Annotated in this window: 23 protein-coding genes, 1 tRNA gene and 1 pseudogene; 12 read left to right on the top strand and 13 right to left on the bottom strand. The window is 48.3% G+C overall.

Features of this window, described 5'->3' with window-relative positions:
* Window positions 1-70 precede the first annotated feature (70 nt).
* From ACMXI2_RS18075 to ACMXI2_RS18045, 7 genes are all read left to right on the top strand, one after another.
* On the top strand, window positions 71-3,091 hold the full coding sequence (locus tag ACMXI2_RS18075; protein ID WP_483777483.1) for a glycosyl hydrolase: 3,021 nt from the start codon (window positions 71-73) through the stop codon (window positions 3,089-3,091).
* Complete coding sequence (locus tag ACMXI2_RS18070; RefSeq protein WP_483777482.1) at window positions 3,088-4,512, top strand: arabinose isomerase; 1,425 nt, start codon at window positions 3,088-3,090, stop codon at window positions 4,510-4,512. The genes ACMXI2_RS18075 and ACMXI2_RS18070 overlap by 4 nt, the downstream gene beginning before the upstream one ends.
* Before the next feature lie 265 nt (window positions 4,513-4,777).
* Window positions 4,778-7,141, top strand: coding sequence for an ABC transporter permease (locus tag ACMXI2_RS18065; protein ID WP_483777481.1), 2,364 nt, complete (start codon window positions 4,778-4,780; stop codon window positions 7,139-7,141).
* A 96-nt stretch (window positions 7,142-7,237) separates the two neighbouring features.
* Window positions 7,238-7,450 carry a hypothetical protein gene (locus tag ACMXI2_RS18060; RefSeq protein WP_483777480.1) on the top strand — a complete coding sequence of 71 codons (213 nt, stop codon included), beginning with the start codon at window positions 7,238-7,240 and terminating at the stop codon, window positions 7,448-7,450.
* 167 nt (window positions 7,451-7,617) lie between these two features.
* Window positions 7,618-7,941 carry a hypothetical protein gene (locus ACMXI2_RS18055; RefSeq protein WP_483777479.1) on the top strand — a complete coding sequence of 108 codons (324 nt, stop codon included), beginning with the start codon at window positions 7,618-7,620 and terminating at the stop codon, window positions 7,939-7,941.
* An 84-nt stretch (window positions 7,942-8,025) separates the two neighbouring features.
* Window positions 8,026-8,508, top strand: coding sequence for a hypothetical protein (locus ACMXI2_RS18050; RefSeq protein ID WP_483777478.1), 483 nt, complete (start codon window positions 8,026-8,028; stop codon window positions 8,506-8,508).
* A 77-nt stretch (window positions 8,509-8,585) separates the two neighbouring features.
* Window positions 8,586-9,104 (top strand): GNAT family N-acetyltransferase, encoded by a 519-nt coding sequence (locus ACMXI2_RS18045; protein ID WP_483777477.1) that lies wholly within the window; start codon window positions 8,586-8,588, stop codon window positions 9,102-9,104.
* On the opposite strand, the gene ACMXI2_RS18040 is transcribed toward ACMXI2_RS18045, so the two are convergent.
* Both ACMXI2_RS18040 and ACMXI2_RS18035 read right to left on the bottom strand, forming a co-directional pair.
* Complete coding sequence (locus ACMXI2_RS18040; RefSeq protein WP_483777476.1) at window positions 9,093-9,416, bottom strand: hypothetical protein; 324 nt, start codon at window positions 9,414-9,416, stop codon at window positions 9,093-9,095. The genes ACMXI2_RS18045 and ACMXI2_RS18040 overlap by 12 nt on opposite strands.
* A gap of 5 nt (window positions 9,417-9,421) precedes the next feature.
* Window positions 9,422-10,258 (bottom strand): DUF899 domain-containing protein, encoded by an 837-nt coding sequence (locus ACMXI2_RS18035; protein ID WP_483777475.1) that lies wholly within the window; start codon window positions 10,256-10,258, stop codon window positions 9,422-9,424.
* A gap of 134 nt (window positions 10,259-10,392) precedes the next feature.
* Between ACMXI2_RS18035 and ACMXI2_RS18030 the strand changes: the two genes are divergently transcribed.
* Complete coding sequence (locus tag ACMXI2_RS18030) at window positions 10,393-11,388, top strand: GlxA family transcriptional regulator (protein WP_483777474.1); 996 nt, start codon at window positions 10,393-10,395, stop codon at window positions 11,386-11,388.
* Between the two features lie 29 nt (window positions 11,389-11,417).
* A complete protein-coding gene (locus ACMXI2_RS18025; protein ID WP_483777473.1) occupies window positions 11,418-13,292 on the top strand; it encodes a M1 family metallopeptidase in 1,875 nt (624 codons plus the stop codon).
* A 32-nt stretch (window positions 13,293-13,324) separates the two neighbouring features.
* Here ACMXI2_RS18025 and ACMXI2_RS18020 read toward each other — a convergent pair whose 3' ends face one another.
* From ACMXI2_RS18020 to ACMXI2_RS17980, 9 genes are all read right to left on the bottom strand, one after another.
* Complete coding sequence (locus ACMXI2_RS18020; RefSeq protein ID WP_483777472.1) at window positions 13,325-13,984, bottom strand: response regulator transcription factor; 660 nt, start codon at window positions 13,982-13,984, stop codon at window positions 13,325-13,327.
* Window positions 13,985-13,986: 2 nt separating this feature from the next.
* On the bottom strand, window positions 13,987-15,387 hold the full coding sequence (locus tag ACMXI2_RS18015; RefSeq protein WP_483777471.1) for a sensor histidine kinase: 1,401 nt from the start codon (window positions 15,385-15,387) through the stop codon (window positions 13,987-13,989).
* A 36-nt stretch (window positions 15,388-15,423) separates the two neighbouring features.
* Window positions 15,424-16,137: an urea ABC transporter ATP-binding subunit UrtE gene (gene urtE, locus ACMXI2_RS18010; protein ID WP_483777470.1), complete on the bottom strand. Its 714-nt coding sequence runs from the start codon at window positions 16,135-16,137 to the stop codon at window positions 15,424-15,426.
* On the bottom strand, window positions 16,134-16,889 hold the full coding sequence (gene urtD / locus ACMXI2_RS18005) for an urea ABC transporter ATP-binding protein UrtD (protein ID WP_483777469.1): 756 nt from the start codon (window positions 16,887-16,889) through the stop codon (window positions 16,134-16,136). Before urtD ends, urtE begins: the two co-directional genes overlap by 4 nt.
* A gap of 1 nt (window position 16,890) precedes the next feature.
* A complete protein-coding gene (gene urtC, locus ACMXI2_RS18000) occupies window positions 16,891-17,970 on the bottom strand; it encodes an urea ABC transporter permease subunit UrtC (RefSeq protein ID WP_483777468.1) in 1,080 nt (359 codons plus the stop codon).
* Window positions 17,971-17,981: 11 nt separating this feature from the next.
* A complete protein-coding gene (gene urtB, locus ACMXI2_RS17995) occupies window positions 17,982-19,625 on the bottom strand; it encodes an urea ABC transporter permease subunit UrtB (RefSeq protein WP_483777467.1) in 1,644 nt (547 codons plus the stop codon).
* A 53-nt stretch (window positions 19,626-19,678) separates the two neighbouring features.
* Complete coding sequence (gene urtA / locus ACMXI2_RS17990) at window positions 19,679-20,986, bottom strand: urea ABC transporter substrate-binding protein (RefSeq protein ID WP_483777466.1); 1,308 nt, start codon at window positions 20,984-20,986, stop codon at window positions 19,679-19,681.
* A 45-nt stretch (window positions 20,987-21,031) separates the two neighbouring features.
* On the bottom strand, window positions 21,032-22,321 hold the full coding sequence (locus ACMXI2_RS17985) for a porin family protein (protein ID WP_483777465.1): 1,290 nt from the start codon (window positions 22,319-22,321) through the stop codon (window positions 21,032-21,034).
* 532 nt (window positions 22,322-22,853) lie between these two features.
* Complete coding sequence (locus ACMXI2_RS17980) at window positions 22,854-23,447, bottom strand: 2OG-Fe(II) oxygenase (RefSeq protein WP_483777464.1); 594 nt, start codon at window positions 23,445-23,447, stop codon at window positions 22,854-22,856.
* A 175-nt stretch (window positions 23,448-23,622) separates the two neighbouring features.
* Between ACMXI2_RS17980 and ACMXI2_RS17975 the strand changes: the two genes are divergently transcribed.
* On the top strand, window positions 23,623-23,991 hold the full coding sequence (locus ACMXI2_RS17975) for a YccF domain-containing protein (protein WP_111579207.1): 369 nt from the start codon (window positions 23,623-23,625) through the stop codon (window positions 23,989-23,991).
* Window positions 23,992-24,054: 63 nt separating this feature from the next.
* Complete coding sequence (locus tag ACMXI2_RS17970; protein ID WP_483777463.1) at window positions 24,055-24,255, top strand: hypothetical protein; 201 nt, start codon at window positions 24,055-24,057, stop codon at window positions 24,253-24,255.
* 125 nt (window positions 24,256-24,380) lie between these two features.
* On the opposite strand, the gene ACMXI2_RS17965 is transcribed toward ACMXI2_RS17970, so the two are convergent.
* Window positions 24,381-24,959 (bottom strand): YdeI/OmpD-associated family protein, encoded by a 579-nt coding sequence (locus ACMXI2_RS17965; RefSeq protein WP_483777462.1) that lies wholly within the window; start codon window positions 24,957-24,959, stop codon window positions 24,381-24,383.
* 116 nt (window positions 24,960-25,075) lie between these two features.
* On the opposite strand from ACMXI2_RS17965, the gene ACMXI2_RS17960 reads away from it, so the two are divergent.
* Window positions 25,076-25,148 (top strand) — tRNA-Lys (locus tag ACMXI2_RS17960).
* Window positions 25,149-25,677: 529 nt separating this feature from the next.
* Here ACMXI2_RS17960 and ACMXI2_RS17955 read toward each other — a convergent pair.
* Window positions 25,678-26,664, bottom strand: a pseudogene (locus ACMXI2_RS17955) (recombinase family protein); the annotation flags it as partial.
* Window positions 26,665-26,726 lie beyond the last annotated feature (62 nt).

Genomic DNA, 26,726 nt, shown 5'->3' with positions numbered 1-26,726 from the left:
AAGTACAACTGAAATATCAAATAATTTATCCCGCTACGGCTAGTTTTATTCCGTCTAAAATAATCCACTGATGATAGCTGTTCGTCCACGTTATTTTCTGTTATTTTTTCCCGGTAGATATATACATTACCGTTGCCTTCTTTTGTTCATATTGTGGCAAATGGTTTTCGTACAGCCGTTATCGTGTCAAGTGTCCGTATGGAAGCAGGGATTTTCGGAACCGCCTGCCAGCGCTTGCCCCGGCGTATATTGGTATTTTATGGATGGTAATTTATCAAAGGAAGGTATTACGGCCGACCTGGAGTCCATGAAAAAAGCAGGCATCAGCAATGTTACCTTTCTCGAAGTGAATGTAGGCATTCCCCGCGGTAAAGTTGATTTTCTCAGTGAAGCCTGGCAGGATCTTTTTGTACATGCGGTGCGGGAAAGCGGGCGACTGGGCATTGAAGTTACCCTGGGTATAGGACCCGGCTGGTCGGGAAGTGGCGGTCCCTGGGTAACGCCCGCTCAATCTATGCAGCACCTGGTAGCCTCTGCTACCCATGTTTCCGGCAATGAAAAAAAGATCATCACACTACCGGTACCATCTCCCAAAACACCTTATTTCGGGGAAGATGTTTTTACCCCCGGCCTGAAAAAGCAATGGAACGATTTTTATAAAGATGTGGCAGTACTGGCGTTTCCTACACCTGCCAATGCGCAACAGATTAAAGATATCGGTGAAAAAGCATTGTATTACCGCGCGCCGTTTACTTCTGTGGCCGGTGTAAAACCATACCTGCCGTCTCCCGGCGTGTACGATACGTTACCGTTGTCGGCAGTGATCGAAAAGCACCGCATCATGGATCTCACCACTGCGCTGCAACCGGATGGAACCCTGCGGTGGACCATCCCTCCCGGCAACTGGACCATCCTGCGTTTCGGCGTACGCAACAACGGCGCCATCACCCGTCCGGCGCCATTCCCCGGATTGGGATTTGAAGCCGATAAGTTTGATACCACTGCTATTAATGCACACCTGGATCATTACATTGGTACGTTGCTGCGTAAATTAGGAAAGCAGAACCCCGCATTACCAGGCGGTTTAAAACGGCTGCACATGGATAGCTGGGAGATGGGCGCGCAAAACTGGACGCCGCATTTCCGGGAGGAATTCAGGAAAAGAAGAGGCTATGATCCGCTGCCATTTTATCCGGTGTACACCGGAAGCATTGTGGAGAGCAGGGAAATCAGCGAGCGCTTTTTATGGGATCTGCGGCAAACCGCGCAGGAACTGGTGCTGGAAAATCACGCCGGCCATGTAAAAAAATATGCACACCGGCATGGATTAAGTTTGTCTATAGAACCCTACGATATGAACCCTACCGCCGATCTTGAACTGGGTGCTATCGCAGATATCCCGATGTGTGAGTTCTGGAGCAAAGATCTCGGCTTTAACGCGGCCTTCAGTTGTATAGAAGCGGTATCGGCAGCGCATGTGAACGGACAGCCGCTGGTGCCATCGGAGGCGTTCACGGCGCAAAATGATGAAGGCTGGAAACAATATCCCGGCGCCATGAAAAACCAGGGCGACTGGGCCTTTGCGGCGGGTATCAACCGGTTTGTGTTTCATACTTTCCAAAGCCAGGTGCTGGCTGATTCGCTACGCCCCGGGATGACGATGGGCCCTTATGGCGTACACTGGGACCGCAACCAGACATGGTGGCCAATGGCAGGGGCGTATCACCGGTATTTATCGCGGTGCCAGTACCTGCTGCAACAGGGAACTACGGTAGCAGACATCCTCTATTTAACACCGGAAGGATCGCCGCATGTGTTCCAGCCGCCGCCATCGGCATTGTCCGGTGACGCCGTATTACCCGATCGTAAAGGATATAACTTTGATGGCTGCGCACCCGGACAATTATACCAGGCCACTGTGCAAAACGGTCGCATTGTATTTCCCGGCGGCGCCAGCTACCGCATATTGGTATTGCCCGCTGTTACCACCATGACGCCGCAACTGCTGGAAAAAATCCGGTCGCTCGTATTGGCCGGCGCGGTGGTTACCGGCATCCCGCCGCAGCATTCCCCCGGCTTATCCGGCTATCCCGCCTGCGATGCCACCGTGCAGGCAATCGCTGTAACTCTCTGGAAACAGCCTGCTTCCGGCAAAGGAACAATCATTTACAGCACTGCGCCGGCGGGGCAGCTGTACCCACACTATGATAGCACGGCCGCTATTCTCGCCGCAATGGGCGTGCCGCCGGATCTGGAAGCAGACGAAAATATCCGTTACACGCATCGCACTACCCGCAACGCCGACTTATACTTTATCTCCAACCGAAGCAACGCGCTGGTTAGCAGTAACGTTATTTTCCGAAGCCCTAAGGGTACGCCGCAGCTATGGGATCCCATGACAGGCGCCATCCGCGCGCTCCCGGAATTCACTGTTTCCGGAACACGCACCACCGTTCCGTTGCAGCTGGAGGCAGGAGAAAGTTGCTTTATTGTTTTCACAAAAGAAACGATCGCAAAGCCTTCATCTTCCAAAAACTTCCGGAAAAAAATAATCCTGCAAACACTGCAGGGCAACTGGCAGGTAGCCTTTGATCCAAAATGGGGCGGCCCGGAAAGCGTAACATTCAACCCGCTTCAGGACTGGACACAACGGCCTGAAAGCGGCATTAAATACTATTCCGGCATGGCGGTGTACCGTAAAACATTTGATCTGCCCCCAGCCGGAAAAAATGCATCACTCCTGTTACAACTCGGCGCCGTCAAAAATTTGGCAAGGGTTACACTAAACGGAAAAGAACTTGGCGTACTGTGGTGTGCGCCCTGGCAGACAGACATCAGCAACGCGGTAAAAGAAAAAAATAATCTCCTGGAAATAACCGTTGCCAACCTGTGGCCCAACCGCTTAATAGGCGACGAACAACTCCCGGACGACGGCATAAAAAACGGGCAATGGCCCGAATGGCTGCTGAAAGGCTTACCCCGCACCAGCGGAAGGTATACTTTCTCCACCTGGAAATTTTACACCAAAGACTCCCCACTGCTACCATCCGGATTACTGGGGCCGGTTACCATTCAAAAAATCACACCATGAATACGTTGAAAGTTGGCCTGTTTGGCATAGGACTCGCTGCTTATTGGGAACAATTCGAAGGACTGCAACAACGGTTGTCTGGCTATATCGATATCGTACATCAGCAGCTGCAGCACTATGGCGCCGATATCGTCAACCTCGGATTAATAGACACGCCGGAAAAAGCCTTTGAAGCCGGCAGCCGCTTCAGGAAAGAAGAGGTAGACCTGATCTTTTTATACGTAACCACCTATGCATTATCTTCCACTGTTTTACCGGTGGTGAAACGGGCAAAAGTACCGGTGATCGTATTAAACCTTTCTCCGGCGGCAGCTATAGACTATGCCACATTTAATAAGCTCCCCAATCGCACCACCATGACCGGCGAATGGCTGGCCTTCTGTGCCGCCTGCCCCGTGCCGGAAATAGCCAGTGTATTCAAACGTTCACACATCCCTTTTTACCAGGTAACGGGTATGCTTCACAACGACCCCATTGTTTGGAAAGAAGTGGAAGAATGGATCGCCGCCGCGAAAGTAGCGCACACCTTATATCACAACAGGCTTGGCTTAATGGGTAACTATTATGGCGGCATGCTGGATATCTATTCCAATCTTACGCTACACGCCGCCGTATTGGGCGGACACATGGAAATCATTGAGGTAGATGAATTATCAGGGCTCCGCAATACGGTCAGTGAAACAGAAATTACCGCCAAACTCCGCGAAGCACAAAAGGTATTTGACATACAGCCCGATTGTTCACCGGAAGAATTGCACCGTGCCGCCAAAACCGCTGTAGCACTGGATAAGCTGGTAGCAAAACATCAACTGGGTTCCCTGGCATATTACCATAAAGGAAGCGGAAATGCAATAAACGAAGATACCATGAGTTCCGTGATCATGGGCACCTCGCTCTTAACAGCACAAGGCATCCCCGTAGCCGGCGAGTACGAAGTGAAAAACGTACAGGCCATGAAGATCATGGATAGCTTTGGCGCAGGTGGGTCCTTCACGGAATACTACGCAATGGACTACCACGATGATATTGTACTGATGGGCCACGACGGGCCTTGTCATCCTGTAATAGCCGCCGGTAAAATAAAACTAAAGCCGTTACAGGTATATCATGGAAAAGTAGGAAAAGGACTATCAGTAGAAATGTCGGTAGCACACGGTCCGGTAACCCTGCTATCCGTAGTGGAAACAGCAGATGGAAAATTGCAGTTCCTCCTGGCGGAGGGCATGTCTGAAGCCGGTCCTATTCTTGAAATCGGTAACACCAACAGCCGTTACCGGTTTCCCACCGGCGCCAGGAATTTTGTGGAAGCGTGGAATGCGGAAGGGCCGGCGCATCATTGCGCGGTTGGCAAAGGGCATATAGCGTCGCGGATAAAAAAGCTGGCGGAGTTGTTAGGGGTGGTGGTTAAGCAGGTTTGCTAACCCCCCTCGTATAATTAATCCATATCGTGGTACCATCGTCATACCATTGACGGAGAGGAGGAACATGCCGGTGCGTGAAGAGGAGTATAGAAAAACGGTAGTATACCGCGACAGGCAAGGCAAATGCCGCGATATTATAAGCGGTCAGCCACTGTATCAAAAACGAACATATCATTTTAAAAATAACTTTTTAAATTACTGGAACGTAAACAACTTTGGGTATGGCATGTTTTTTTAACTGGTGATGTAACTGATACCATCTATCATGATAAGAAACTACTTCAGGATTGCATGGCGTAACCTGGTCCGCAATAAAGCATTTTCTTTTATCAATATCCTGGGGCTGGCACTCGGGCTGGCCTGCAGCCTTCTCATGATCCTGTGGGTACAGGACGAGAAAAGCATGGATGGCTTTCATGCCAACAGTGATAAACTATACCAGGTGTATGTGCGCCAGTCGACCGGAGGTAAAGTAAATGCCGGCTATCTCACACAGGGACCACTTGCCGCGGAGTTAAAAAAGGAAGTGCCTGAAGTGGCTTATGCCAGTGGCTTTCAGGCTTTTCCACCGGTAGCATTACGGGTAGATGATAAAGTAATGAAGATCACCGGTGCATATGCAGGTGCCGATTTTTTGCAGATGTTCAGTTATCCTGTATTAGAGGGCACAAAAGCATCTGCCATCGACAAACCCGGCGCCATTGCTATTTCCCGGCGCCTCGCGGAATTATTCTTCGGCAGCCCGGAAGAGGCATTGGGGAAAACACTGCGTTATGAAGATACGGTAAGCCTGTCTGTTACCGCCGTATATGACGTGCCGGCCAACTCATCACAACAGTTTGATTTCCTCCGTAACTGGGAAGACTTTACAAGGGGCAACGCCTGGACAAAAAACTGGGGCAGCTTTAGCCCGCTTACGTATATCCGTCTCCGTGACAACGCCGATGCAGGTAAAGTAGCCGCCAAAATAAAGGACTTCGTTTATAATTACCAGCCGCGCAACAACAACTCCTACACAGCATTAGGCTTGCAGCCCTACAGTGAAAAATACCTGCACGCAGTATTCAGTAACGGCGTTCCCGATGGCGGACGTATTGAATATGTACGTCTCTTTACCCTGCTGGCAATATTTATCATGCTCATTGCCTGTATCAATTTTATGAACCTGGCTACTGCCCGCTCTGTAAAAAGAGCAAAGGAAGTAGGCGTGAGAAAAGTAGTAGGAGCGCTGCGTTCTTCCCTCATCATCCAGTTTATTGGGGAAGCCATGCTGCTGGCATTCTTTTCACTGGTAATTGCCCTGTTGGTGGTAATGTTACTGTTACCTGCCTTTAATCAGCTCAGTGGCAAACAATTATCATTACCCATTTCGCAACCTCTATTCTGGGTTACCTTACTGGGGCTTACGGTGCTCACCGGCTTTATAGCCGGCAGTTATCCGGCATTGTTCCTGTCGTCCCTGAACCCGGTGCGGGTGCTCAAAGGAAGTCTGAAATTTGGTTCCGGCGCTATCAATTTCCGTAAAGGACTGGTGGTGTTTCAATTTACGCTGTCTATCCTGTTAATGATAGGCATGTTTGTGATTTACCGCCAAATGGATTATGTGCAAACGAAAAACCTGGGCTACGACCGGCAAAACCTTATCTATATTCCTATTGAAGGTAAACTGATATCCAAATACGATGTATTCAAAGAAACTGCCGCCAACCTGCCCGGCGTGCTGGCCATCTCTAAAATGAAAGAAACACCTACGGTAATACAACATCATAAAGGAGATATGAGCTGGTCAGGAAAAGATCCAGGCGATGCTCCCTCTTTTGCAGATGCAGCAGTGGGGTACGACTTCATAAAAACCATGCACCTTACGTTACTGGAAGGCCGCGATTTTTCCCGGGAATTTGGAAATGATTCCGGCAGCTATATCCTGAATGAAAGCGCCGTGAAAAGGATCGGTTACCAGCACCCGGTAGGACAACCATTCACACTCGGAAATGTTCCCGGTACCATTGTGGGCGTACTCAAAGATTTCCACTTCAACTCCATGCACGATGCCATAGAACCGCTGGTGATCCGCCTGGATGAAAAGCCCAAATGGGGTACTGTATTGGTAAGAGTCGCCGAAGGCAAAACAACGCCGGTGCTGGCCGGACTGGCAGCGATCTGCAAAAACTTAAATCCTGACTTCCCTTTTACTTACCAGTTCTCCGATGAAGAATATACGAAGCTGTATAAAAGTGAACAGATGGTAGGGCAGTTGTGCAACTACTTCGCCTGTCTCGCAGTGTTTATTTCCTGCCTCGGGCTATTCGGACTGGCCATGTTCACCGCCGCGCAACGTACAAAGGAGATAGGCGTGAGAAAGGTGCTGGGCGCTTCTGAATCCAATATCTTTATTTTGCTGTCGGCAGGATTCCTGGAACCAGTATTTATAGGAATGCTCATCGCCTTCCCATTGGCCTGGTATACCATGAACCGCTGGCTGGAACACTTTGCCTACAAAACAGACCTGGAATGGTGGATCTTTGCCGGCGCAGGACTCATCACCATTATTATTGCTTTACTCACGGTCAGCTTTCAAAGCATCCGGGCCGCCGCTATGAACCCCGTAAAAAGCCTGAAAACAGAATAATCCTACTTATTGGGGCGCTAATTCCCCATTATACCACTAAAAATACTGCCATAGCAATGGCATGTGGATTGCCGGTACATTCATAAACGCAACATTATGAAAGTACTTGGCATGATCCTCATTATTGCTGGTATTGCAATGATCGTTATCAGGGGTTTCTCTGTTCAAACAGAAAAGAAAGTGCTGGACATTGGTCCTGTTGAAATTAATAAGAAAGAAAATAAATGGATCGGCTGGCCTACCTATGCGGGCGGTGTCGTAGTCATTGTAGGTGTGGTACTGGTGGTATCCGGTAAGCGGAGAGACTAAGGGGGGTATATGTTCTTGTTGGGAAAATATTATCTTTAATCCCCAGGTTGATAAAAGAAATAAAATGATCAGTAAAAGGTTCCACGTTATATTAACATGCGCGCTATTGGTATGCATGCAGGCCAAGGCACAGCGCTATCCTACCTACAAAGGGAGAAGAGCAGCTGGTGTTAAAAGACCTGGATGAACTAACAGAAAAATATGATCTGTTGCACGGCAGTAAAAGTCCTACTTACCTGCACCACAACGGTAAGCCCTTTATCGTGATCTGGGGTGTGGGCTTCAATGATCGCCGCGCCTACGGACTGAAAGAAGCGGAAACCCTGCTGGATGCTATGAAAGCAAAAGGCTTCAGCGTGATGCTGGGCGTACCCACTTACTGGCGGGAGTTGAGGCAGGACGCGGTAAACGACGAAGGACTACACCGCCTTATTAAAAAGTCGGATGTGATGATGCCCTGGTTTGTAGGCCGCTACATTACTCGTATTTAATTCATGGCTGTTGCGTAAAGATGCCGCCCGCAGTTCACATGCTGCGGAATAGATAGTATCTTTGCAACAAGCATCAGCAGAATTATGAAAGCGGCAAGTATCAGTGATATAAAAAAAGAATTAACTACCCTGCCTCCGGCAGAACTGTCGGCATTGTGCCTGCGGCTGGCCAAATACAAAAACGATAACAAGGAACTGCTTACCTACCTGCTGTTTGAAGCCCACAACGAAGAAGGGTACATCGCCGCAGTGAAAGAAGAAATCGATAAAGGGTTTATTGAAATGGCCGGCGATAAATTATACCACGCCAAAAAAAGGCTGAGGAAAATACTGCGGATAACGAATAAGCATATACGTTATACCGGTTCCAAATCTGCCGAAGCAGACCTGCTGATTTATTTCTGTACAAAAATGAAACTATCCGGTTTATTATCTTCCTATAGTGTTCAGTTAAATAACCTCTGCGAACAACAGGTGAAGAAGATCACAAAAGTAATTTCCACCCTGCATGAAGACCTGCAATACGATTATCTCCGGCAGCTGAAACGGCTTACCGGCGAGGATTAGCACTTTGGTTTGTTCCCTTCACCGGAAAATTTTATTTTGGTGGTGTTGACGAATTAAAGAGGCCATAAAATGAATGCATGAAAGTTCTATTCGAAACGCCGCGGCTGCAGGTCCGCACTTTCGCCGCTACAGATGACGCATTTGTGCTGGAGTTGCTGAATACGCCCTCCTGGCTGCAATACATCGGCGACCGGCAGATCCGGACACTGGCAGATGCACAGCGCTATATCATGAATAACCTGTTAAGAATATACGCAGAACAAGGCTATGGCGCATGGGTAGCAGTGTTGAAAGAAACAGGGAATCCTATCGGTATCTGCGGACTGTTTAAAAGAAAATACCTGGAGCAACCCGACCTGGGATTTGCGTTCCTGCCGGCTTTTGAAGGACAAGGCTATGCCTATGAAGCGGCTACCGCTACTATTGAATATTCCCGGCAGCAATTGCCGTTCCCACGGCTGTTTGCCATTGTCCAGCCGGATAATCACCGGTCTGTCCGTTTACTGGAGCGGTCAGGATTTACCCTGCAGGGTACCATCCTTCCTCCGGGAGAAATGGAAGAACTGATGTTATTTGATCTTGAATTAGGAAGCTGATTGCTGCCGTTTCCGGTAGGCCATGATCCTGCTTCCCGCCAGGTAAAGCAACGAACCCACACACAACACCACCAACCCTGATCTCAGCCATGTAGCAGCGGTTACAGACAACCCGATTCCTGTACCCAGGGCTACATAGGCAGCGAAACAAATGGGACACTTTGGCAGCAGTACAAGGGTGATGCCCGGTATCAGCCATCGTACGCCTTTTACAAAGCGTTGCCATAAAGTAAGCGGGCTGGTGGTTTGCGCAGCGGTTGTTTTGCGGGCGCCGCTGCCCGTAGCGGCGCCGCAGGAACAATGTGTTTTCATGATGCTTAGTCTTCTGAACAACAGGAACCCGGTGTTTTCTCTTTGTGATACCTGCCGGTATTGTCTACATGTCCTTTCTCGTCATATTTGTCGTGGTGCCGTACCCACGATGTTAAATCGCCACTTTCGCTGGTTTCATTACGTCCCAGCGGCGCTATATCCAGGTAGTTGTAAGCAGCGAGCTGTAATTCGCCACCACGGCCATACGTGGAATAGGTGTGATAAATATCGCCGGCTTCATCCTTGTAAAAAACACTGATGCCCTGCAGGTCCTCTAAATGATGCGGCAATCCTTCCACGATACCGTAATTGTAATACACCTTTCCCTTTTCCAGGTCTTCCTTACGGAATGACACGTGATAATCGTAGTTGAACTCACAGCCTTCAGAGGATACCCAATTGAAGTGCCAGTCCATACGCTTACGAAAAGCTTCCAGTGTGTCCAGCGGCGCACGGGATATTACCGCGATGGACACATCATGATGCTCCAGGTGAGGCAATACGCCATTAATGGAGTCTGCTGCAAAAGAGCAGCCTACACAACCCTCTTTTTCATGGGGACCAAACATAAAATGCTGGATGATCAGCTGGCTGCGGCCATCAAAAAGGTCAGAAAGACTGACCTTCCCCTCCGGACCATCAAATACATAGTTCTTCTCTACCTTTTCCCACGGCAACGCCATGCGCTCACGGGTGAGCTCATCCCGCAAACGGGTATATTCCTTTTCTTTCTGCAAAAACTTCTTCCTGGCTTCCAGCCATTCTTCGGAGGATACAATTTTGTGCGGGGGACCGGGTTTAACAGCACTATCTTTAAAACCAGTCGTTACAGGAGTACTCATGATTTCTTTGATTTTAATGTACTACAAATCTCGGGAGTTAAAATGTAATTGAACGAGGGTGAATGCGACTTATTTAGGGGGTGTTTGTGCCACGTTAAAGTATTAAATTTGTGTTGTAACAGACACAAACTGCCATGAAGACTGTTTCTTTGCTTATTTATGAAGATGCCATTTTATCTTCCGTATCCAGCGTGATGGATATCCTCCTGGGAGCTAACCGCTTCCTCATTGAAACAGGAAAGGAACCAGCCTTTAAGCTGGAGCTGGTCAGCGAAAAGATGAAGAACATCCAGCTGCATACCCCCGCACAGTTTATCTGCTTTAAAACCATCGATGAGGTAAAACATACAGACCTCATCCTGGCGCCCGCCTTTGAAGGGTTAGCGGATACCGTGCTGGAGAAGAACAAAGCGCTGGTGAACTGGATCCGCACCATGCACGCCTGCGGCACTGAAGTGGCCAGCCTTTGCCTGGGAAGCTATTTCCTGGCCGAAGCAGGACTGCTCTCCGGGAAATCCTGTACCTCCCACTGGACCGCCCTCGACGACATGCGCAGCCGCTACCCGGATATCAATATCCTGGCAGACCAGGTAATGACCGACGACGACGGTGTTTATACCAGCGGCGGCGCCTTTATTTCATTAAACCTGGTATTGTACCTGATAGAAAAATTCAGCAGCCGTGAAACCAGCGTTTGGGTAAGTAAAATGTTTTCTATAGATATGGACCGCGTTAACCAGGCCCATTTCGCCGTGTTCCAGGGACAACGCCGCCACGAAGATGAAGACATCCTCAAAGCACAGGCTTACATCGAACAACACTACGATCAGCAGATCTCCATAGAACAGATTGCCGGCCTGGCGAATATGAGTAAACGTAATTTCGTTCGCCGCTTTAAACTCGCCACACACAATACCCCGATGGAATACCTGCAGCGGGTAAAAATAGAATCTGCCAAAAAAGAACTGGAGAAAAACGCCATCAACATCAGCACACTGATGTACAACGCAGGATATAACGACCAGAAAACATTCAGGCAGGTGTTTAAACGGTACACCGGTTTAACCCCGCAGGAGTATCGCAGAAAGTATTGCCGTGGCGGTGTGGATGTTTCCCCGTACTTTCCCTAATTTTAGCGTTTTCAAACCGGCAGAAGCGTATGAACAAAATTATCTATAGCCTGCTGTTGCTGTTGGGTGTAAACACCATCGCATCAGCACAGGAATTGTATATGCCCCGTAATATTAAACAGGCATATGTAAACGGAACCCGCGATAAGAGCGGCGCACCGGGCAAACACTACTGGCAGAACAAAGGGGTATATAATATCCAACTGGCAGTAAACCCGCCCAACCGTAAAGTAACCGGCAGCGAAACTATCAGCTATGTGAACAACAGTCCCAATACGTTAAAAACGATTGTACTCCGGCTGATCGTGAACCTGCATAAATACCAGGCCCCCCGTTCAGGTTATGTGAGCAAGAACTTTTTGACAGATGGCATCACCATCGATACACTGGTGATCAATGGCGTAGCGCTGAAGTTCAATAATGATGTAGGCACGCTTTCGCATGTGGTGCTGCCAAAACCACTGCAACCGAAAGACAGCCTCCAGCTGCAAATCAGCTGGCATTACGACCTGTCTGTACAAAGCGGCCGGGAAGGCATGCTGGACAGTACCTCCGTTTTCATGGCCTATGCCTATCCCCGTGTATCTGTATACGACGACTACAACGGCTGGGATGCACTGGACCACACCGACCGGGTAGAGTTTTACAGCGACTTCAACGACTACAACGTATCGGTAACAGTACCAAAGAACTTTGTAGTGTGGGGTACCGGCGATCTGCAAAATGCTGCTGAAGTATTACAACCTGATTTCGCAAAGCGTCTCCAACAATCTTACACCGCGGATAATGTCATGCACATTGCCACGCTTGATGAAATGCAACGCAAAGTGGTTACCCGCCAGAACGAGCGGAACACCTGGAAATTTAAAGCCACACATATTGCAGATGTTACCTTTGCGGCCAGCAGCCATTATGTATGGGACGCGGCCAGCGTAATCGTGGACAGCAGCACCATGCGCCGTGCCAGCGTACAGGCCGCGTTTAACGATACATCCACCGACTTCCATCACTCCGTAGCGTTTTCACAAAACGCACTGGGATGGTTCTCTCATCGGTGGCCGGGCGTACCGTATCCCTTTTCAGTAATGACCGCCGTGCAGGGCTTTGCAGATATGGAATACCCTATGATGGTAAACGACGGTTCTGTAGGAGATGACCTCGGTTTTGCGCAATTGGTGCAGGACCATGAAATAGCGCATACCTATTTCCCTTTTTACATGGGCATCAACGAAAGCCGCTACGCCTTTATGGATGAAGGCTGGGCCACTACCTTTGAATACCTCATCGGTATTGCGGAAAAAGGAAAGGAAACAGCAGATAACTTCTACAAAAAATTCAGGGTCACCAAATACATCTTTGATCCTTCTACGGAAGAAGATCAGCCTATCATTTCCATGTCCAACCAGGTAAGCGGAATGGGCTACAGCAACAATTCGTATGGCAAAGCATCCCTGTCGTATCTCGCAGTAAAAGACCTGCTGGGCGACAAGCGCTTCAAAAAATGCCTGCACGCCTATATGGACAACTGGCATGGAAAACATCCCATCCCCTGGGATTACTTCTATTCGTTCAATACCGCGGCGGGTGAAAACCTCAACTGGTTCTGGAATAACTGGTTCTTCAGTAATAATTACATCGATCTTACTTTATCAGCAATAAAACAAACGGGTAAAAGCGTTAAGGTGAAAATAACCAATACCGGCGGCTTCGCTGTTCCGTTTGATGTAATCGTTACCTTTACGGATGGCAGCACGGCTACCCATCATCAAACACCGGCGGTATGGAAAGCCAATACCAAAGCTACCGTGCTGGACCTGGCCGTGAAAAAAGAAGTAGCCGCAGTACGGCTGGATGGTAACCTGTTTATGGATGCCAATGCAAAAGATAATAGCTGGAAGAAATAACAAGAGATAGGGGATCGCATCAGGCGATTCCCTTATTCTTCTTTTAGTAAGCCGTTTATTTTACAATACTCCACGGCTTCTTCAATACTATTCACCTGGAACTTGCGCAGGATGTTCATCCGGTGCGCTTCAATGGTGCGGATGCTGATGTTCAGCGACTCGGCAATATCTTTATTATTAAGTCCCTGGCTGATCATACGCATGATCTGCTCCTCGCGGCGGGAAAGGGAGATCTCCTGCGTGCCGCCATTGCCGGGCGTTTGTTTGGCATCAAGATATTTCTTTACGAGGATATCGCTCACTTCTCCGATAAAATAATATTTACCCTGGTGGATGGTGCGGATAGCGCTGAGGAATATTTTATTGCTGGTATCTTTCAATATATAACCGCTGGCACCCATTTCAAGGGCTGCTGCTACATAGTCGGGTTCATCAAAAAGACTAAAGAACAGGATCCTGCCACGGGGATTTTTTCCCAGCAGGCGGGTACTGGTTTCCAGGCCGTTCATACCAGGCATACGGATATCCATGATAATTACATCCGGTTGGATGGAGGCTAACTGTTGCAGCGCATCTTCGCCACTGCTGGCTTCTCCCGTCACTTCCATATCGGCTTCGCTGTTGATAAGCTGTTTAAGGCCGTTCCGGAATATTTCATGATCATCTACTAAAAAAACGCCTATTTTTTTCATTGCTAAAAAGTTATTGCCAACTGTACAATTGTTCCGGCGCCGGGTTGTGAATTGATCTGAAGCGTACCGCCCAGCAACTCCGCCCGCTCTTTCATATTACGGATGCCGTTTACTTTTTTGGCCTGCTCGGAGGAGTATAACTGCTGGCTGTCGAAATGAAAGCCTTTGCCGTTATCCCTTACGCTCAGCTGCAGGAAATTGGCGGTGCCGTCAATATCTATTTCAATGGTATCTGCATCTGCATGCTTGATAGCATTGTTCAATGCCTCCTGCAAGATACGGTAAACGCCCGTCTTTACTTCTTTTGGCAGCGGCGCTGCCGCTAAGGTATCTTCCAGCTGGAAGTCTATACCGGGGGCCGTTTGCCTGCATAGCTTTATCAGTTCATCAATGGCTGCCCGCAGGCCAAAATCTTCCAGCACACTGGGCAACAGGTCTGCACAGATCCGTTTGGTTTCATTGATGATGCTGTACATCATGGTATTCACCATCGCAATTTCAGGATCGGGGCGCATACTCCGGTCTTCTATCTGTTCCAGCTTCATGCGCAAACTGGTCAGCATCTGGCCGATGCCGTCGTGTATTTCGGCGGCAATCCTTTTACGCTCTTTCTCCTGCCCGTTGATGATGGAATACGACCGTATACGCTGCTCCGTTTCCTGGCGCAGTAGTTTCTCCTGGTTGGCCAGCTGCACCTGCTCTGTTAATTTACGTGCCCGCTCTTCTGCATCTACCAGCCCACGGATAATTTTCCGGATGCGGGTAGACAACGGGTAGAAGATCACCCCCGCTTCCAGCATCAGGGTGAAAAGCACCAGGCCCAATACGATGTATTCAATTTCCTTCAGGTTACGGATCCGTTCTTTTGAAAAGCGGTCGTAGTCAAATACAATCAGTTCCATGCCCAGCAGGTACGACTTCTCATATGCCAATATCGTTTGCACATACGGGCGGATATGCGCCGGCTTAAAGGCGCTGTCGGCGTACAATACCGTAATCATTTTACTGGCGGCATCCCATATTTCCTGGTGAGGGTTGCGGATAATCTCAAACATCTGCTTCAGCTCATCCTGGTCGTTCGCTGGCAAATTGAGAAAGTTACTGCCTGCCTGTAAGCCTTCGTGCGATTTCTGCCACTGCTTCAGCGTATTGATAAATTCTTTCCGGTTATCATCTATATCCCTGCCGGATTCCAGCAACAGTGCCAGCTTACTGAGCGTTTGACTATACGTTCGCAGTTTTCCCGCAAAGTTGATCACATGCGAATCATTCATCTGGTGGTTCAGCGCCTGCTGGATCTTTATCTGGCTGAATATAGACAGCAACGCAATAGTAGTAAGCGCCACCGCGTAGAGGATGGTGAAGATCTTAAAAATACTTCTGTCTTCGGATACAGGATGCATAATGTTAAAGATAAATAAAACCCACGCCCGGTTGTATCATACCGCAATATGTTTTTCCAGCTCCGAGTGCTTCAGCTCTTCTGCGGCGCCATCCAGCACCATCCGGCCACGGTCCATAAAATAGTAATGATCCGTTACCTGGTTGGCAAAGTCTATTTTTTGCTCCACCAATAATACGGACAGCCCCTTTTGCTGTACCAGCTGTTGCAGGATACTGCCAATTTCCTGCGCAATGGAAGGCTGTATGCCTTCTGTAGGCTCATCGAGCAGCAGGAGGGAAGGGTTGCTTACCAGCGCCCTGGCAATGGACAGCTGTTGTTGCTGCCCGCCGCTGAGGTTACCGCCTGGGCGTTTGCGGAAATCTTTCAGGATGGGAAACAGGCTGTAGATCTCTTCTTCGGGGATCTTTGCTTTCCGGTTGGGATGGGCTTCCAGCCCCAGCAGCAGGTTTTCGTATACCGATAGCTTGGGGATAATTTCCCTGCCCTGTGGTACGTAAGCAATGCCGGCCTTTGCTTTTTTATGCGGCGGCAGCGCCGTAATGTTTTCATTGTTGAAAAGGATACTGCCTTCCTGTGCGGGCAGCAGTCCCATAATTGTTTTGAGCAGGGTGGTTTTCCCCACGCCATTGCGGCCCATCACCGTGGTAACGGCGCCTCTTTTTACAGAGAGGGTGGTACCGCGCAAAATGATGCTCTGTCCGTATGCGGCAGAGATATTGTTAACAGTCAATACTGGTGTGTTCATCATAATGTTTCAAGTTGAGCGTTAGTACGGCCTAAGTAGCAATCTATTACCCGCTGATCATTCTTAACTTCCGCGAAAGTGCCTTCCATCAGTCGTTTGCCGCGAACCAGTACGGTTACCAGTTCGTTGGCTATCTGTTCTACAAATTTCATATCATGTTCAATCACAATGATGCTGTGTGCTTTGGATAGCTCCAGCAGCAGCGCGCCGGTTTTCTCCGTTTCTTCATCGCTCATGCCGGCGGCAGGTTCATCTATGAGCATCAGGGTAGGGTCCTGTAGCACTACGATGGCAATTTCCAGCCACTGTTTTTGTCCGTGTGAAAGATCGCCTGCCAGTTTATACATCACGTTGGTGAGCGATAATTTCACTGCCACGTTATGTATCCTGTCGGCCAGCGCTGGTGTGGATTTGAAGAAGAGGGAAGAAAAGATGTCTTTCTTCATTTTGGCTGCCAGCAACAGGTTATCGTGTACCGTGAGCCCGGGAAATACCGATGGCTTCTGGAATTTCCGGCCTATGCCGGATTCCGCGATCTTCACTTCGGTTTTTCCTAAGATGGATTTACCATTGAAGAATATTTCTCCTTTGTCTGCTTTTGTTTTTCCGCAGATGATATCGAGGAAGGTGGACTTGCCCGCGCCATTCGGACCAATGATCACACGTAATTCTTTATCGCGCAAACTGAAATGATCCAGGTTCAGTGCATGTACACCGCCAAATGATACTGCCAGGTTGTTTACGTTAAGTAGCATATCAGTGGGTAGTTTGAGGTGTTTTAAACCGGGCAGGGGAAAATCTTTGTTTGATGCTTTCCAACAGACCCATAAATCCTTTGTCGAAATATAATACCGTGATCACAAACAGGAAGCCCAGTATAAACAACCACGAATCCGGGAATAAACTGGTGCAGATGCTATAGAGGAAGTTCACCAGCAAAGCCCCTAACACCGCGCCTTTCAGGTTGCCTCTGCCACCGAGCGCCACCCACATTACCATTTCTACTGATGCCTTTACATCCATACGGCCGGGCGTGATGATACCTGTTTGCGGCAGGTATAACATACCGCCTACCGCGGCTAACAGTGCCGCCACTACGAAAACGGCGAGCTTGTAGTCCACTACCTTATAGGCCGCGTAGCTGATGCGCGATTCGCTGTCGCGGATGGCCTGCAGCACTTTCCCGAATTTGGAGTGGGTGATCCGGTAGCAGCAAAAGTAAGCGGCACATAATACTGCAAAGGAGATCATGTACAGTGCCAGTTTTACGGAAGATGAAGACAGGTTGTAACCCAGCAGGGTGTTGAAATCGGTAAGACCGTTGGTACCACCAAGATTGGTTTCATTCCGCAAAAAGATGAGCCACATCGCCAGCGTAAGCGCCTGCGTAATGATAGCCATGTACACGCCTTTGATCCGGCTTCTGAACAACACAAATCCCACTACAAAAGCAAAGAGGGCGGGGATCAGCAGGCATAGCGCCAGCGACCAGCCAAAAGAATGAAATGGTTGCCAGAATAGCGGTAACGTATCTATTTTATTCCAGGCCATAAAATCGGGCAACACCGCGCCCGCCGCCACTGTTTTCTTTAGCAGCAGGTGCATGGCAATGCCATAGCTGCCCAGGCAAAAGAAGAAGGCCTGGCACATGGAAAGGATGCCGGTATAACCCCATATGAGGTCAATACCCAGCGCAGCTATGGCAAAGCAGAAATACCGCCCCCATACGGAAATGGTATTCACGGATAAAAGCCCCGACAGGTAACCCGCCGGCAGCAGGATCGCAAAAATTGCGATGAACAGGATATAATACAGTGGATTGTTTTTCGTTTTCATATGCCTGGTTTTTAATCTTCCGCAACGCGGCCTTTGTCAGGAAATAAGCCTTTGGGTTTATATTGCATGAACAGCATAATAAACACCAGGATAAACACTTTGCCGTATACCGCCTGGAAAAAGGACTCTGATATTTTGGTGAAGAAGCCAATGCCCAACCCGGAGAAGATAGTGCCGGCGAGTTTGCCTACACCTCCTGTTACTACTACCAGGAAAGAATCTACAATATAAGTTTGTCCCATATCAGGCACCACGTTGCCAATCAGCGTAATGGCGCAACCAGCAAGGCCGGCCAGTCCGGAGCCGATAAAAAAAGTAATGGATGCCACGCGCCTGGTTTCAATGCCCAGGCAGGCGCTCATCTGCCGGTTTTGAGTAACCGCCCTGATCTGTAATCCCAGCCTGCTGCGATAGAGCATCAGGTATGTGAACACCACCATCAGCAGCGTTAGCACAATAATAAAAATGCGGTTATAGGGTAAGGTGAGATGTGGAGATACCTGCCATCCCCCGGATAACAGCTGCGGGGTTTTCACCGCCGTAAGATCTCCGAAAAGTAAACGGGCTGTTTGGATCAGTATTAAGCTCACGCCCCAGGTAGCCAACAGGCTTTCCAGCGGTTTGGCATACAGGTGGCGGATCACCAGCCGTTCCAGGATCCATCCCATAGCGCCTGCTACCATGAAAGAAAGCGGTAGTGCGGCGAGGAAGAAAAGGTCTGTTTGCGGAATGCCCAGTGTATGGGTAAAAAATACCTGCGTGCAATAAGTAGTGTAGGCGCCTATCATCATAAACTCGCCATGCGCCATGTTAATGATGCCGGCCAGTCCGTATACAATAGAAAGCCCTAAGGCAATCAGGATAAGGATGCTGCCAAGACTCAACCCGCTGAAGAAGTTCTGGATTCTTTGGAGGCTGTCGTAGCGTTTCTCCAGGCTGATGGCCTGTGCGGCGGCATAGTGGGCCGTTTCCTGGCTCAGGAACCCGGCTTTGGCGTAGTTCCGCAGCAGCACGGGGGCATTGTCGCTCCAGTTATCGCCGATACTATCAATATATGCTTTAGCGGCGGCGGTGCTGGTGGCGCTGTACAAGCGGGCGGCGTAGAGCACATCTTTACCGGTACGTCGTGCATCGGCATTGGTTTCCTTTGCCAGTGCAGCCAGCAGTATGGGGAGAGTGGCGCTGTCGCCGGTATTTTTCAGTTGTGTATATGCCAGGATACGTTTTTGCGCATCGTTGCTGAAGAGGTTCAGCAGCGGCGCTATGCCTGCGAGTTGCAGCCGGTCGGCGCGCGGAATGTCTACCGTTTGCAGGGCGGACAATGGTAACAGCAGCGGTTGCCCGCTGCTGTTGGTAAGGAGTCTGTTATCGGGATAAAGGGAATAAAGCCGGTAGGTTCCTTCTCCGGTCGGTTTGCTGTCCACCGTTACCGCTTTATGATCCAGCAGGTACAGCTTTTTATCATTGATCGCCATCAGCAAAGGGAAGGTGGCCGGTATCCGGAGAGCGGCCAGTCTGCCAATAGCCTGTGTGCGCACGGAGTCGTTGGGTGGTTGCAGCAGCTGTGCGGTGTAGATGGAAGCGCTGTCCTGTGCCGCTACTTTCAGCGGCAGCAGCAGTAAGCAGCACATCAGCATCCGTAAGGAGATTTTCATCGCGTCGTATTTGATAAGTTGGAAATAGCCTGTCTTATGTAAAAGGTATCCGCCTATTTTTTGGCGTAGGTACCGTTGTGGTTTACCCAGTCGCAATCTTTATCCGGAGAGGTTAATGGCGACCACGGTTGCGGATCCACGAGTCCTTCTGATTTCCAGATGATATCAAATTGTCCGTCGGGTTTTATTTCGCCGATCACTACCGGTTTTGCCAGGTGATGATTTCTCGGGTCCATTTTAACCAGTCCGTCGGGAGAAGGATAATCCAGTCCGTACAGCGCGTTGCGCACTTTTGATACGTCGAAGGAGCCTGCTTTTTCAGCAGCCTTTGCCCAGAGATAAACACCGGTGTAAGCCCAGCAGATAGGATCGTCTGTTACTCTTTTATCGCCGCCGGGTAATCCTTTTTTCGCGCAGAAGGCTTTGAAATCAGCTACAAACTTTTTGTTTTCGGGCAGGTCGTTCGACTGGAAGTAGTTCCATGCTGCGAGGTGTCCTACCAGGAATTCCGTGTCCATAGAGCGGAGTTCATCTTCTGCCACAGAGAACGCCATGATGGGGCAGGTAGCGGAAGAAAGGCCCTGGTTGGCGAATTCTTTATAGAAAGGCACATTGGAATCGCCGTTGATAGTAGACAGGATGCAGGCTTTACCATCTGTTGCAAAGCGTTTTACTTTAGAGATGATGGTTTGATAATCCTGGTGGTGGAACGGCGTATATTCTTCAATGATATTTTCTTTCGGGATGCCTTTGGAGAGCAGGTAGGCTTTCAGGATTTTGTTGGCGGTGCGGGGAAACACATAATCGGTTCCCAGCAGGTAAAACTTTTTATAGCCGCCGCCTTTTTCGCTCATGAGGTATTCCGCTGCCGGAATCAGCTGTTGGTTGGGTGTAGCGCCGGTATAGATCACGCTGTTGGAGCATTCTTCCCCTTCGTATTGTACCGGGTAAAAGAGCAGGCCGTTGTTCTGTTCAAATACGGGCAGCACTGATTTGCGGGATACGGAAGTCCAGCAGCCAAATACGGCAGATACTTTTTTATCGATCAGCAGTTCTTTGGCTTTTTCTGCAAACAGGTCCCAGTCGGACGCCGGGTCTACAATTACCGGTTCTATTTGTTTGCCGAGTACGCCGCCTTTGGCGTTGATTTCATCTACCGCCATTTGTACCGCATCTCTTAAAGATACTTCAGAGATGGCCATTGTACCGCTGAGAGAGTGGAGTACGCCTATTTTAACCGTTTCTTTGGTAGTGGCAGAGTCGCTGCTGCCGGCTTTTCCGGCGCTGTTATTACAGGAAGAAAAGAGTGTGGTGGCGCCGAGGAGCAGGATGGGTAGTTGTTTCAGGAAAGCGTTTCTCATGTGTTGTATTATTTTATAAAGAAGATGAATGAATGCGTATGTCCTTTAGAAAATGAAGAATTGTGCCTGTAGCCAGAGTTGTCCGAATGTTTTTTTCGTGTAGTCGTCGGCGATAGCAGTTGCTACGTTGTAGGTACGGGTGGTGTAGGAGAGGCGCAGGTTAGTACCGGCGCCATTGAAGAAGTAGTTGAGTCCGCCGCCCATTACGCTGCTGGAGTTCATCTTATCAAAATTGGCAGGCTTAACGGCGCCGGCTTGTGCGGCATCGGCGCTTACGTCCTGGTTTTCGTACCGGATCCAGGGCTGCAGTTTTGTTTTTTTGAAGTAATAGCCGAGTTCCAGGAACTGAACGGTTTGTTTAGGAATGAGGGTGGCAAAGGAGTATTTGGAATCCAGTTTGGTGCCACCGGTCATATACTGGAAGGCGGCGTTTACGGTAATAGAGCCGGCGTTGCCCAGCGGATGATCAAAGAACACATCTGTGCTGAGGTTGTAGTAGGTAGCCTGTGCATCGAAGCCTGCGCCCCATGCCAGGGTTTTACCGTTGCCCAGTTTGGTACCGGCATAGTAGTAGTCTTTTTCCGCATCGAGGAAGTTGTAGGCAACGCGGCCTACTGTACGCAGGGGTGCGCCGCCATCTACATTACGGCCGGTGAAAACCCCGAGCCGGTATTCCAGTTTATCGTTGGCAAGGAACCCGCGGGCGTTGATGCCCAGGTCGCGGCCAAAATTTCCCTGCAGCGGACTGTTGGCAAACAGGTTATAAGGGTACTGGAAGTAGGTGAAGTCGTTGGCCATTAATCCGGCAGCGCCCTGTAGTCCGTTACGGTTGTTGGAAACCAGTTGCATCCCTGCTACCAGCTGGAAGGCATTGGTGAAAGTGTATTCCAGTTGCGCGTCCAGTATGATGGGGGATACCTTTACATTCTTCTCCCCGTTGGATTGTATGCCGATGGGGGAAGGGATTTCCGTTTCCATAAAGAAGCTGGCCTTTTTCGTGAGCTGACCGCCTACGAGCACCCTGGCGCGGTAAATGGAAAAGCCCTTGTTCCAGTCTTTCGCTGTTTTATCGTTGCCGGGAGCGCTAAACCCGGTTTGTTCGCCGGAGGCGAACATATGAACTATGGCGCCTACCTGGATAGAGGGTTTGAAGGGTAAATCGGATGTCTGGAAAAGGGTGATGGCTTTTGCGCTGTCGCTGCTGGTATTTAAAGAAGCGGGGAGTTCAATTAAGTAACTGCCTCGTTTTTTCTTTTTAGGGGGATCGTTGTTTTCGGCTTTCGCAATAAATGGAGCAGCGGCGAGTATGAAGACAAATGTGGCTGACAATTTCATAAAATAAGTAATTAAAAATTAGACAATGTACTTAAGTACTATTTTGGTTGATCGATCAGTATACTTAAGTATAAAAGTAGAAGATTAATTTACTTAATTCATATAATTTTTGTGAAAATGGATAAAAATCGTGTGAAGTGCTGATAATAAATGTATATATATTTTATTGTAATATAAATCATCGCTTCGGTTATTACTTAATTAAGTAGATTGATTTATAGTATATTAGGGAAAGATGAAAAGAATTGACATCCGTTTATGCCAGCTGGCGATTTCTTCTTTCTATTAACATTATATAATTTAACTATATAAATTAGGAAAGGATAGACGGAAGTAACGGAACAGCGTGTAAACGCTATTGCTGTAATACCAAAACGGCATGGAAGCCGGCGGGGCCATTATAGGATAACCCATATATAACCCATATATAAGCCATAGATAAGTCATATATAAGCCATATCTATCAGATACGGTTTATCTACGACTTATCAGTGTCTGTGCTATGGGTGTAATATATGTACCGGGGGTATCGTCATCGTTTCAGCCAGCCGGTGATGCTTAATCTGGGTTTATTGGTGAGCTGTACTTCATGCTCCAGCTCACTGCTTTTAAAGAAGACGGTTTTACCGCTGCTGGGGTTTACCTGCTGCGCATCGCCATTGGCATGGTAAATAGATAGCTGTCCGCCATCGGCGGGTAGCCAGCCGGCATTGAGGTAAATGATCATGGAATACTGCCGGCTGTCGTTGTTACGGAACTGGTCCAGGTGTTTCCTGTAGAAACTCCCTGTTTCATACAGGGTGTAATGAAACTCGTACCCGGTAATGCCGGTGTAGCACGACTGGTTCAGGTAAGCCACAAAGGCATCCATCACATCAAAAAAAGCATTTTCATGCGCGTTGTTGTGTTGCCTGTCGAGCCAGTAAATAACATCCCCACGAACGGATTTGTCCTGGTTGACCAGTGCCTGGTTGCCGGTGCCTGCCGCCAGCATGCTTTTTTCGGAGTGAAGATGTAACAGGTTTTCTTTTAAGTTGTTGGAAAGCTGACTGCTTAAAAAATTTTCTGAGATACCTACTTTGCTTTCAATGAAGCTGTTAATTAATGTGTCAAAGGCCTGTTGCAAAAAGGGGGAGTGCTTATAGGAACAGAATTATCCCTATTCCGGTGAAGGTAGCTGGAATAAAAAGATTTACTTCAATATTTTTCTGCCGGTAGTTATTTCTTCTTTGTCAAATCGTTTTTGGGTAGAAGTTATCAAGTGTCTTCCAAATGTCCCTTAACCTTTTTACATTTGAAAGATGAATTTAATTGGTAACATCATCTGGCTCATCTTCGGAGGCTTTGTTGCGTTTATACAGTATATGGTCAGCGGCTTTCTGCTCTGCCTCACGATTATCGGTATTCCTTTCGGGTTACAATGTTTTAAGATAGGCTTCTTTACCTTGCTGCCATTTGGCCGCCAGGTGAGGGATGTGCCGGGGCAAACGGGTTGCCTGGCTACGATCTTCAACATTATATGGATCCTGATCGGCGGCGTTTGGATTGCGCTTACGCACCTGTTTTTCGGCCTGTTGCTCACCATTACCATCATTGGTATTCCCTGGGGCAGGCAGCATTTTAAGCTGATGAGCCTTAGCTTCACGCCCTTTGGGAAGGAAATTTTCTAACGGTTGTGTATGCCGCTGTTGGCATGACTATTGGGTTTCTGTTTCCAGACTAAAACCTGAAGTATGAAAAAGATATTGTTTGCAGCAGCAGTTGTAGGTACTGCAGCCTCCCTGGTTATCTTATATCTCAGAAAACGTCAGCAGGGGCAGGATTTACTGGAAGACGCAAAAGATTCCGTAAAGAAATCCGCCGGCGCCATGCGCGACCACGTACATAAAGCGAAGGCAGAAGCCAACGGAATTTATAGTAATGCAATGGGGTAAATCAGATAACTTTTTAAAAAGCGCGTCCGGCTACCGGGCGCGCTTTTTTTATCCAGTCGGAATTAAGTCCGGTTGATTCCCCGGAAGGATGCCGCATAGTAATTTTTTACAGCTGGAATGGCCTGTCAGTGAAACTTTTCCAGCCGTTCCAGCTTTGCTATGAAATCGACAATACGTTTAGCTCTTGTTTCAGGCTTTTTCGCATTTTGTAACCGGAAGTAGATAGCGAATTTATTTTGCTTGTTCAGGGTTTCAAAAAAAGCGGCTGCTTTTTTATTCTTCTTTAATGCAGCCATAAAGTCGTCCGGTATGGTTGCTTCACTTTGGGTAGCATAGGCTTTTTCCCAGCGTCCGTCGGCCTTAGCCAGTTCCACCTGGTGGATGCCTGCGGGCTTCATTTTTCCTTCTGCGGTAAGGCGTGCTATATGTTTGGTATTTTTTTCCGACCAGATGCTCTTTGGGCGTCGTGGCGTGAACTTCTGAATAAAAGAGGTTTCATCAACGGACTTTGACATGCCATCGATCCATCCGTAGCAAAGTGCTTCTTCGAGCGCCTGGGCGTAATTGATGGAAGGGATTTTGGAATCTTTTTTATACATGCGGAGCCAAACGCCATCTTCCTGCGTATGATGCTTGGCGAGCCATTTCTCCCATTGTTGTTGGGTTTCGAAGAAAAGTTCGGGTAATTCTTTAGGAGTTGCCATAGCTATAAAGGTAGGAGTTTGATCAGCGTGTATGCATATCAGTTAGCATTTTTTTTCAGAAAAATTTGGAAGTTTTAAATTAATTCATACTTTTGCGCTCCCATTAAATGAATAATGATTCCCTAGCTCAGTTGGTAGAGCAATACACTTTTAATGTATGGGTCTTGGGTTCGAGTCCCAAGGGGATCACCTGATGGGACAAGTCTAAAATTGATAGGCTTGTCCCATTTTCTTTTTCTACGAAAGCCTTATCCATGCTATATATTAGCTGAACCGCATAATTTACTCTGGCGGTTCGATATGCGTCACCAGTGAATACCAGTTTTTCGGGGAATATCGAACCAATGATCTTCCGCTGCGTTTCTACCTCCCCACTGTCGTACAAAATATCTAATTTGGAAAGGTTTCTCATGCCCTTTTCGAGAATGCCCTCAATGTTATAATTCTTCTTTGGAATCTCTGAGAGGCGATCTTCCAGCTTTGTAATGGACAATTCATATTCCTCTTTACTCTCCTTGAAGTCCTCCGGAGTGATTTTTTGTTGAAATAAAAGTTTCCGCGCTTCCCTGATTAAATCTGTATAAGCGTCGATTTGAGAGAGCAGACTATCTCTCTCTTCGGAGGTGCTTTTAGTTTGAGCCTTAAAATAGTATTCCAATGCCGGGCGGAAAATATCGCGGAACGGAGATTGTGGCACAAATTTGCGTAATTCCTTTGAAAAAAGTTGATTGGCCCTTTCTGCCGGGAAACGGCAACCGCATGACGTGATACAGTGGTAATAGTGATAATGCCTGTTTCTGCCTTTTGATGCGCTGCCGGTTAGAACTCTGCCGCAACGTGGGCAGATCAGGAAGCCGCGTAAAGGCAGACTATTATCAACTACGATTTTTGTACGCTGTTTTTTACGCCGTCCTTCCAGAATCTCCTGCACGAGATAGAATAACGTAGACGAAATGATGGCCTCATGTTTGCCCTGGACAAAAATGCTTTCTTCGTCCTTGAATTTGGGGACGTGTATTTTTCCGCAGTAGACGGGGTTGCGTATTGCCACCCAAAAATTATTCTTACTGCATTTCAGGCCGCGGTTGCGGGCCATGTGTAGAATTTGCTCAGTATTGAAACGGCAGGCAGCAATTTCTTCAAAAACCCATTTCATTATGCTTGCCTCTGGCTCATTCGGGCATATATACTTAACCTTACCGGTTTCGTCGGTTCTGTTCTGATAGCCTATTGGAGCTGTCCCCATCCACCGTCCTTCCTTGCGGGCGCGACGCATACCATAAAATACGTTGAGTGCGCGACGGTCGTTTTCGACTTCGGGAGTTGCCAGATACACGGCCATCATAATCTTACTTTCCGGTACTGTCATGTCGAGGGGCTGTTCAATCGCCTGCGGCTCAATACCAAGTTTTCTGATGGTGCTTATCATTTGATAGGCATCCCCTGCATTGCGGCTGAATCTATCCCATTTTGTGAACAGCACGAGGTCAACCTGATGCTTTTTCTTCCGCCAGTCAAATAAGAGCTTATTCCATTGAGGACGATTGAAAGTTTTGGCGCTGTGATCCTCAAAAATGACCTGACGAATTTGGATAAAATTGTGATCGCAGTATTTACGCAGAACTTCTTCCTGATTTCGTTGGGAGAAACCTTTGTCGCGCTGGTCGTCTGTACTCACTCTGATATATAAATCTGCTACTAACATAAAAGAAATAATTTCTAAATAAAACTTAAAGTAACATGCGTCGAATAGCCATCGCCGCAAAA

It is taken from the genome of Chitinophaga sp. G7 BAM 1005, from assembly GCF_057126945.1.
The sequence above is the reverse complement of the archived record's forward strand: the minus strand, read 5'-3'. Positions and strand labels throughout refer to the sequence as shown.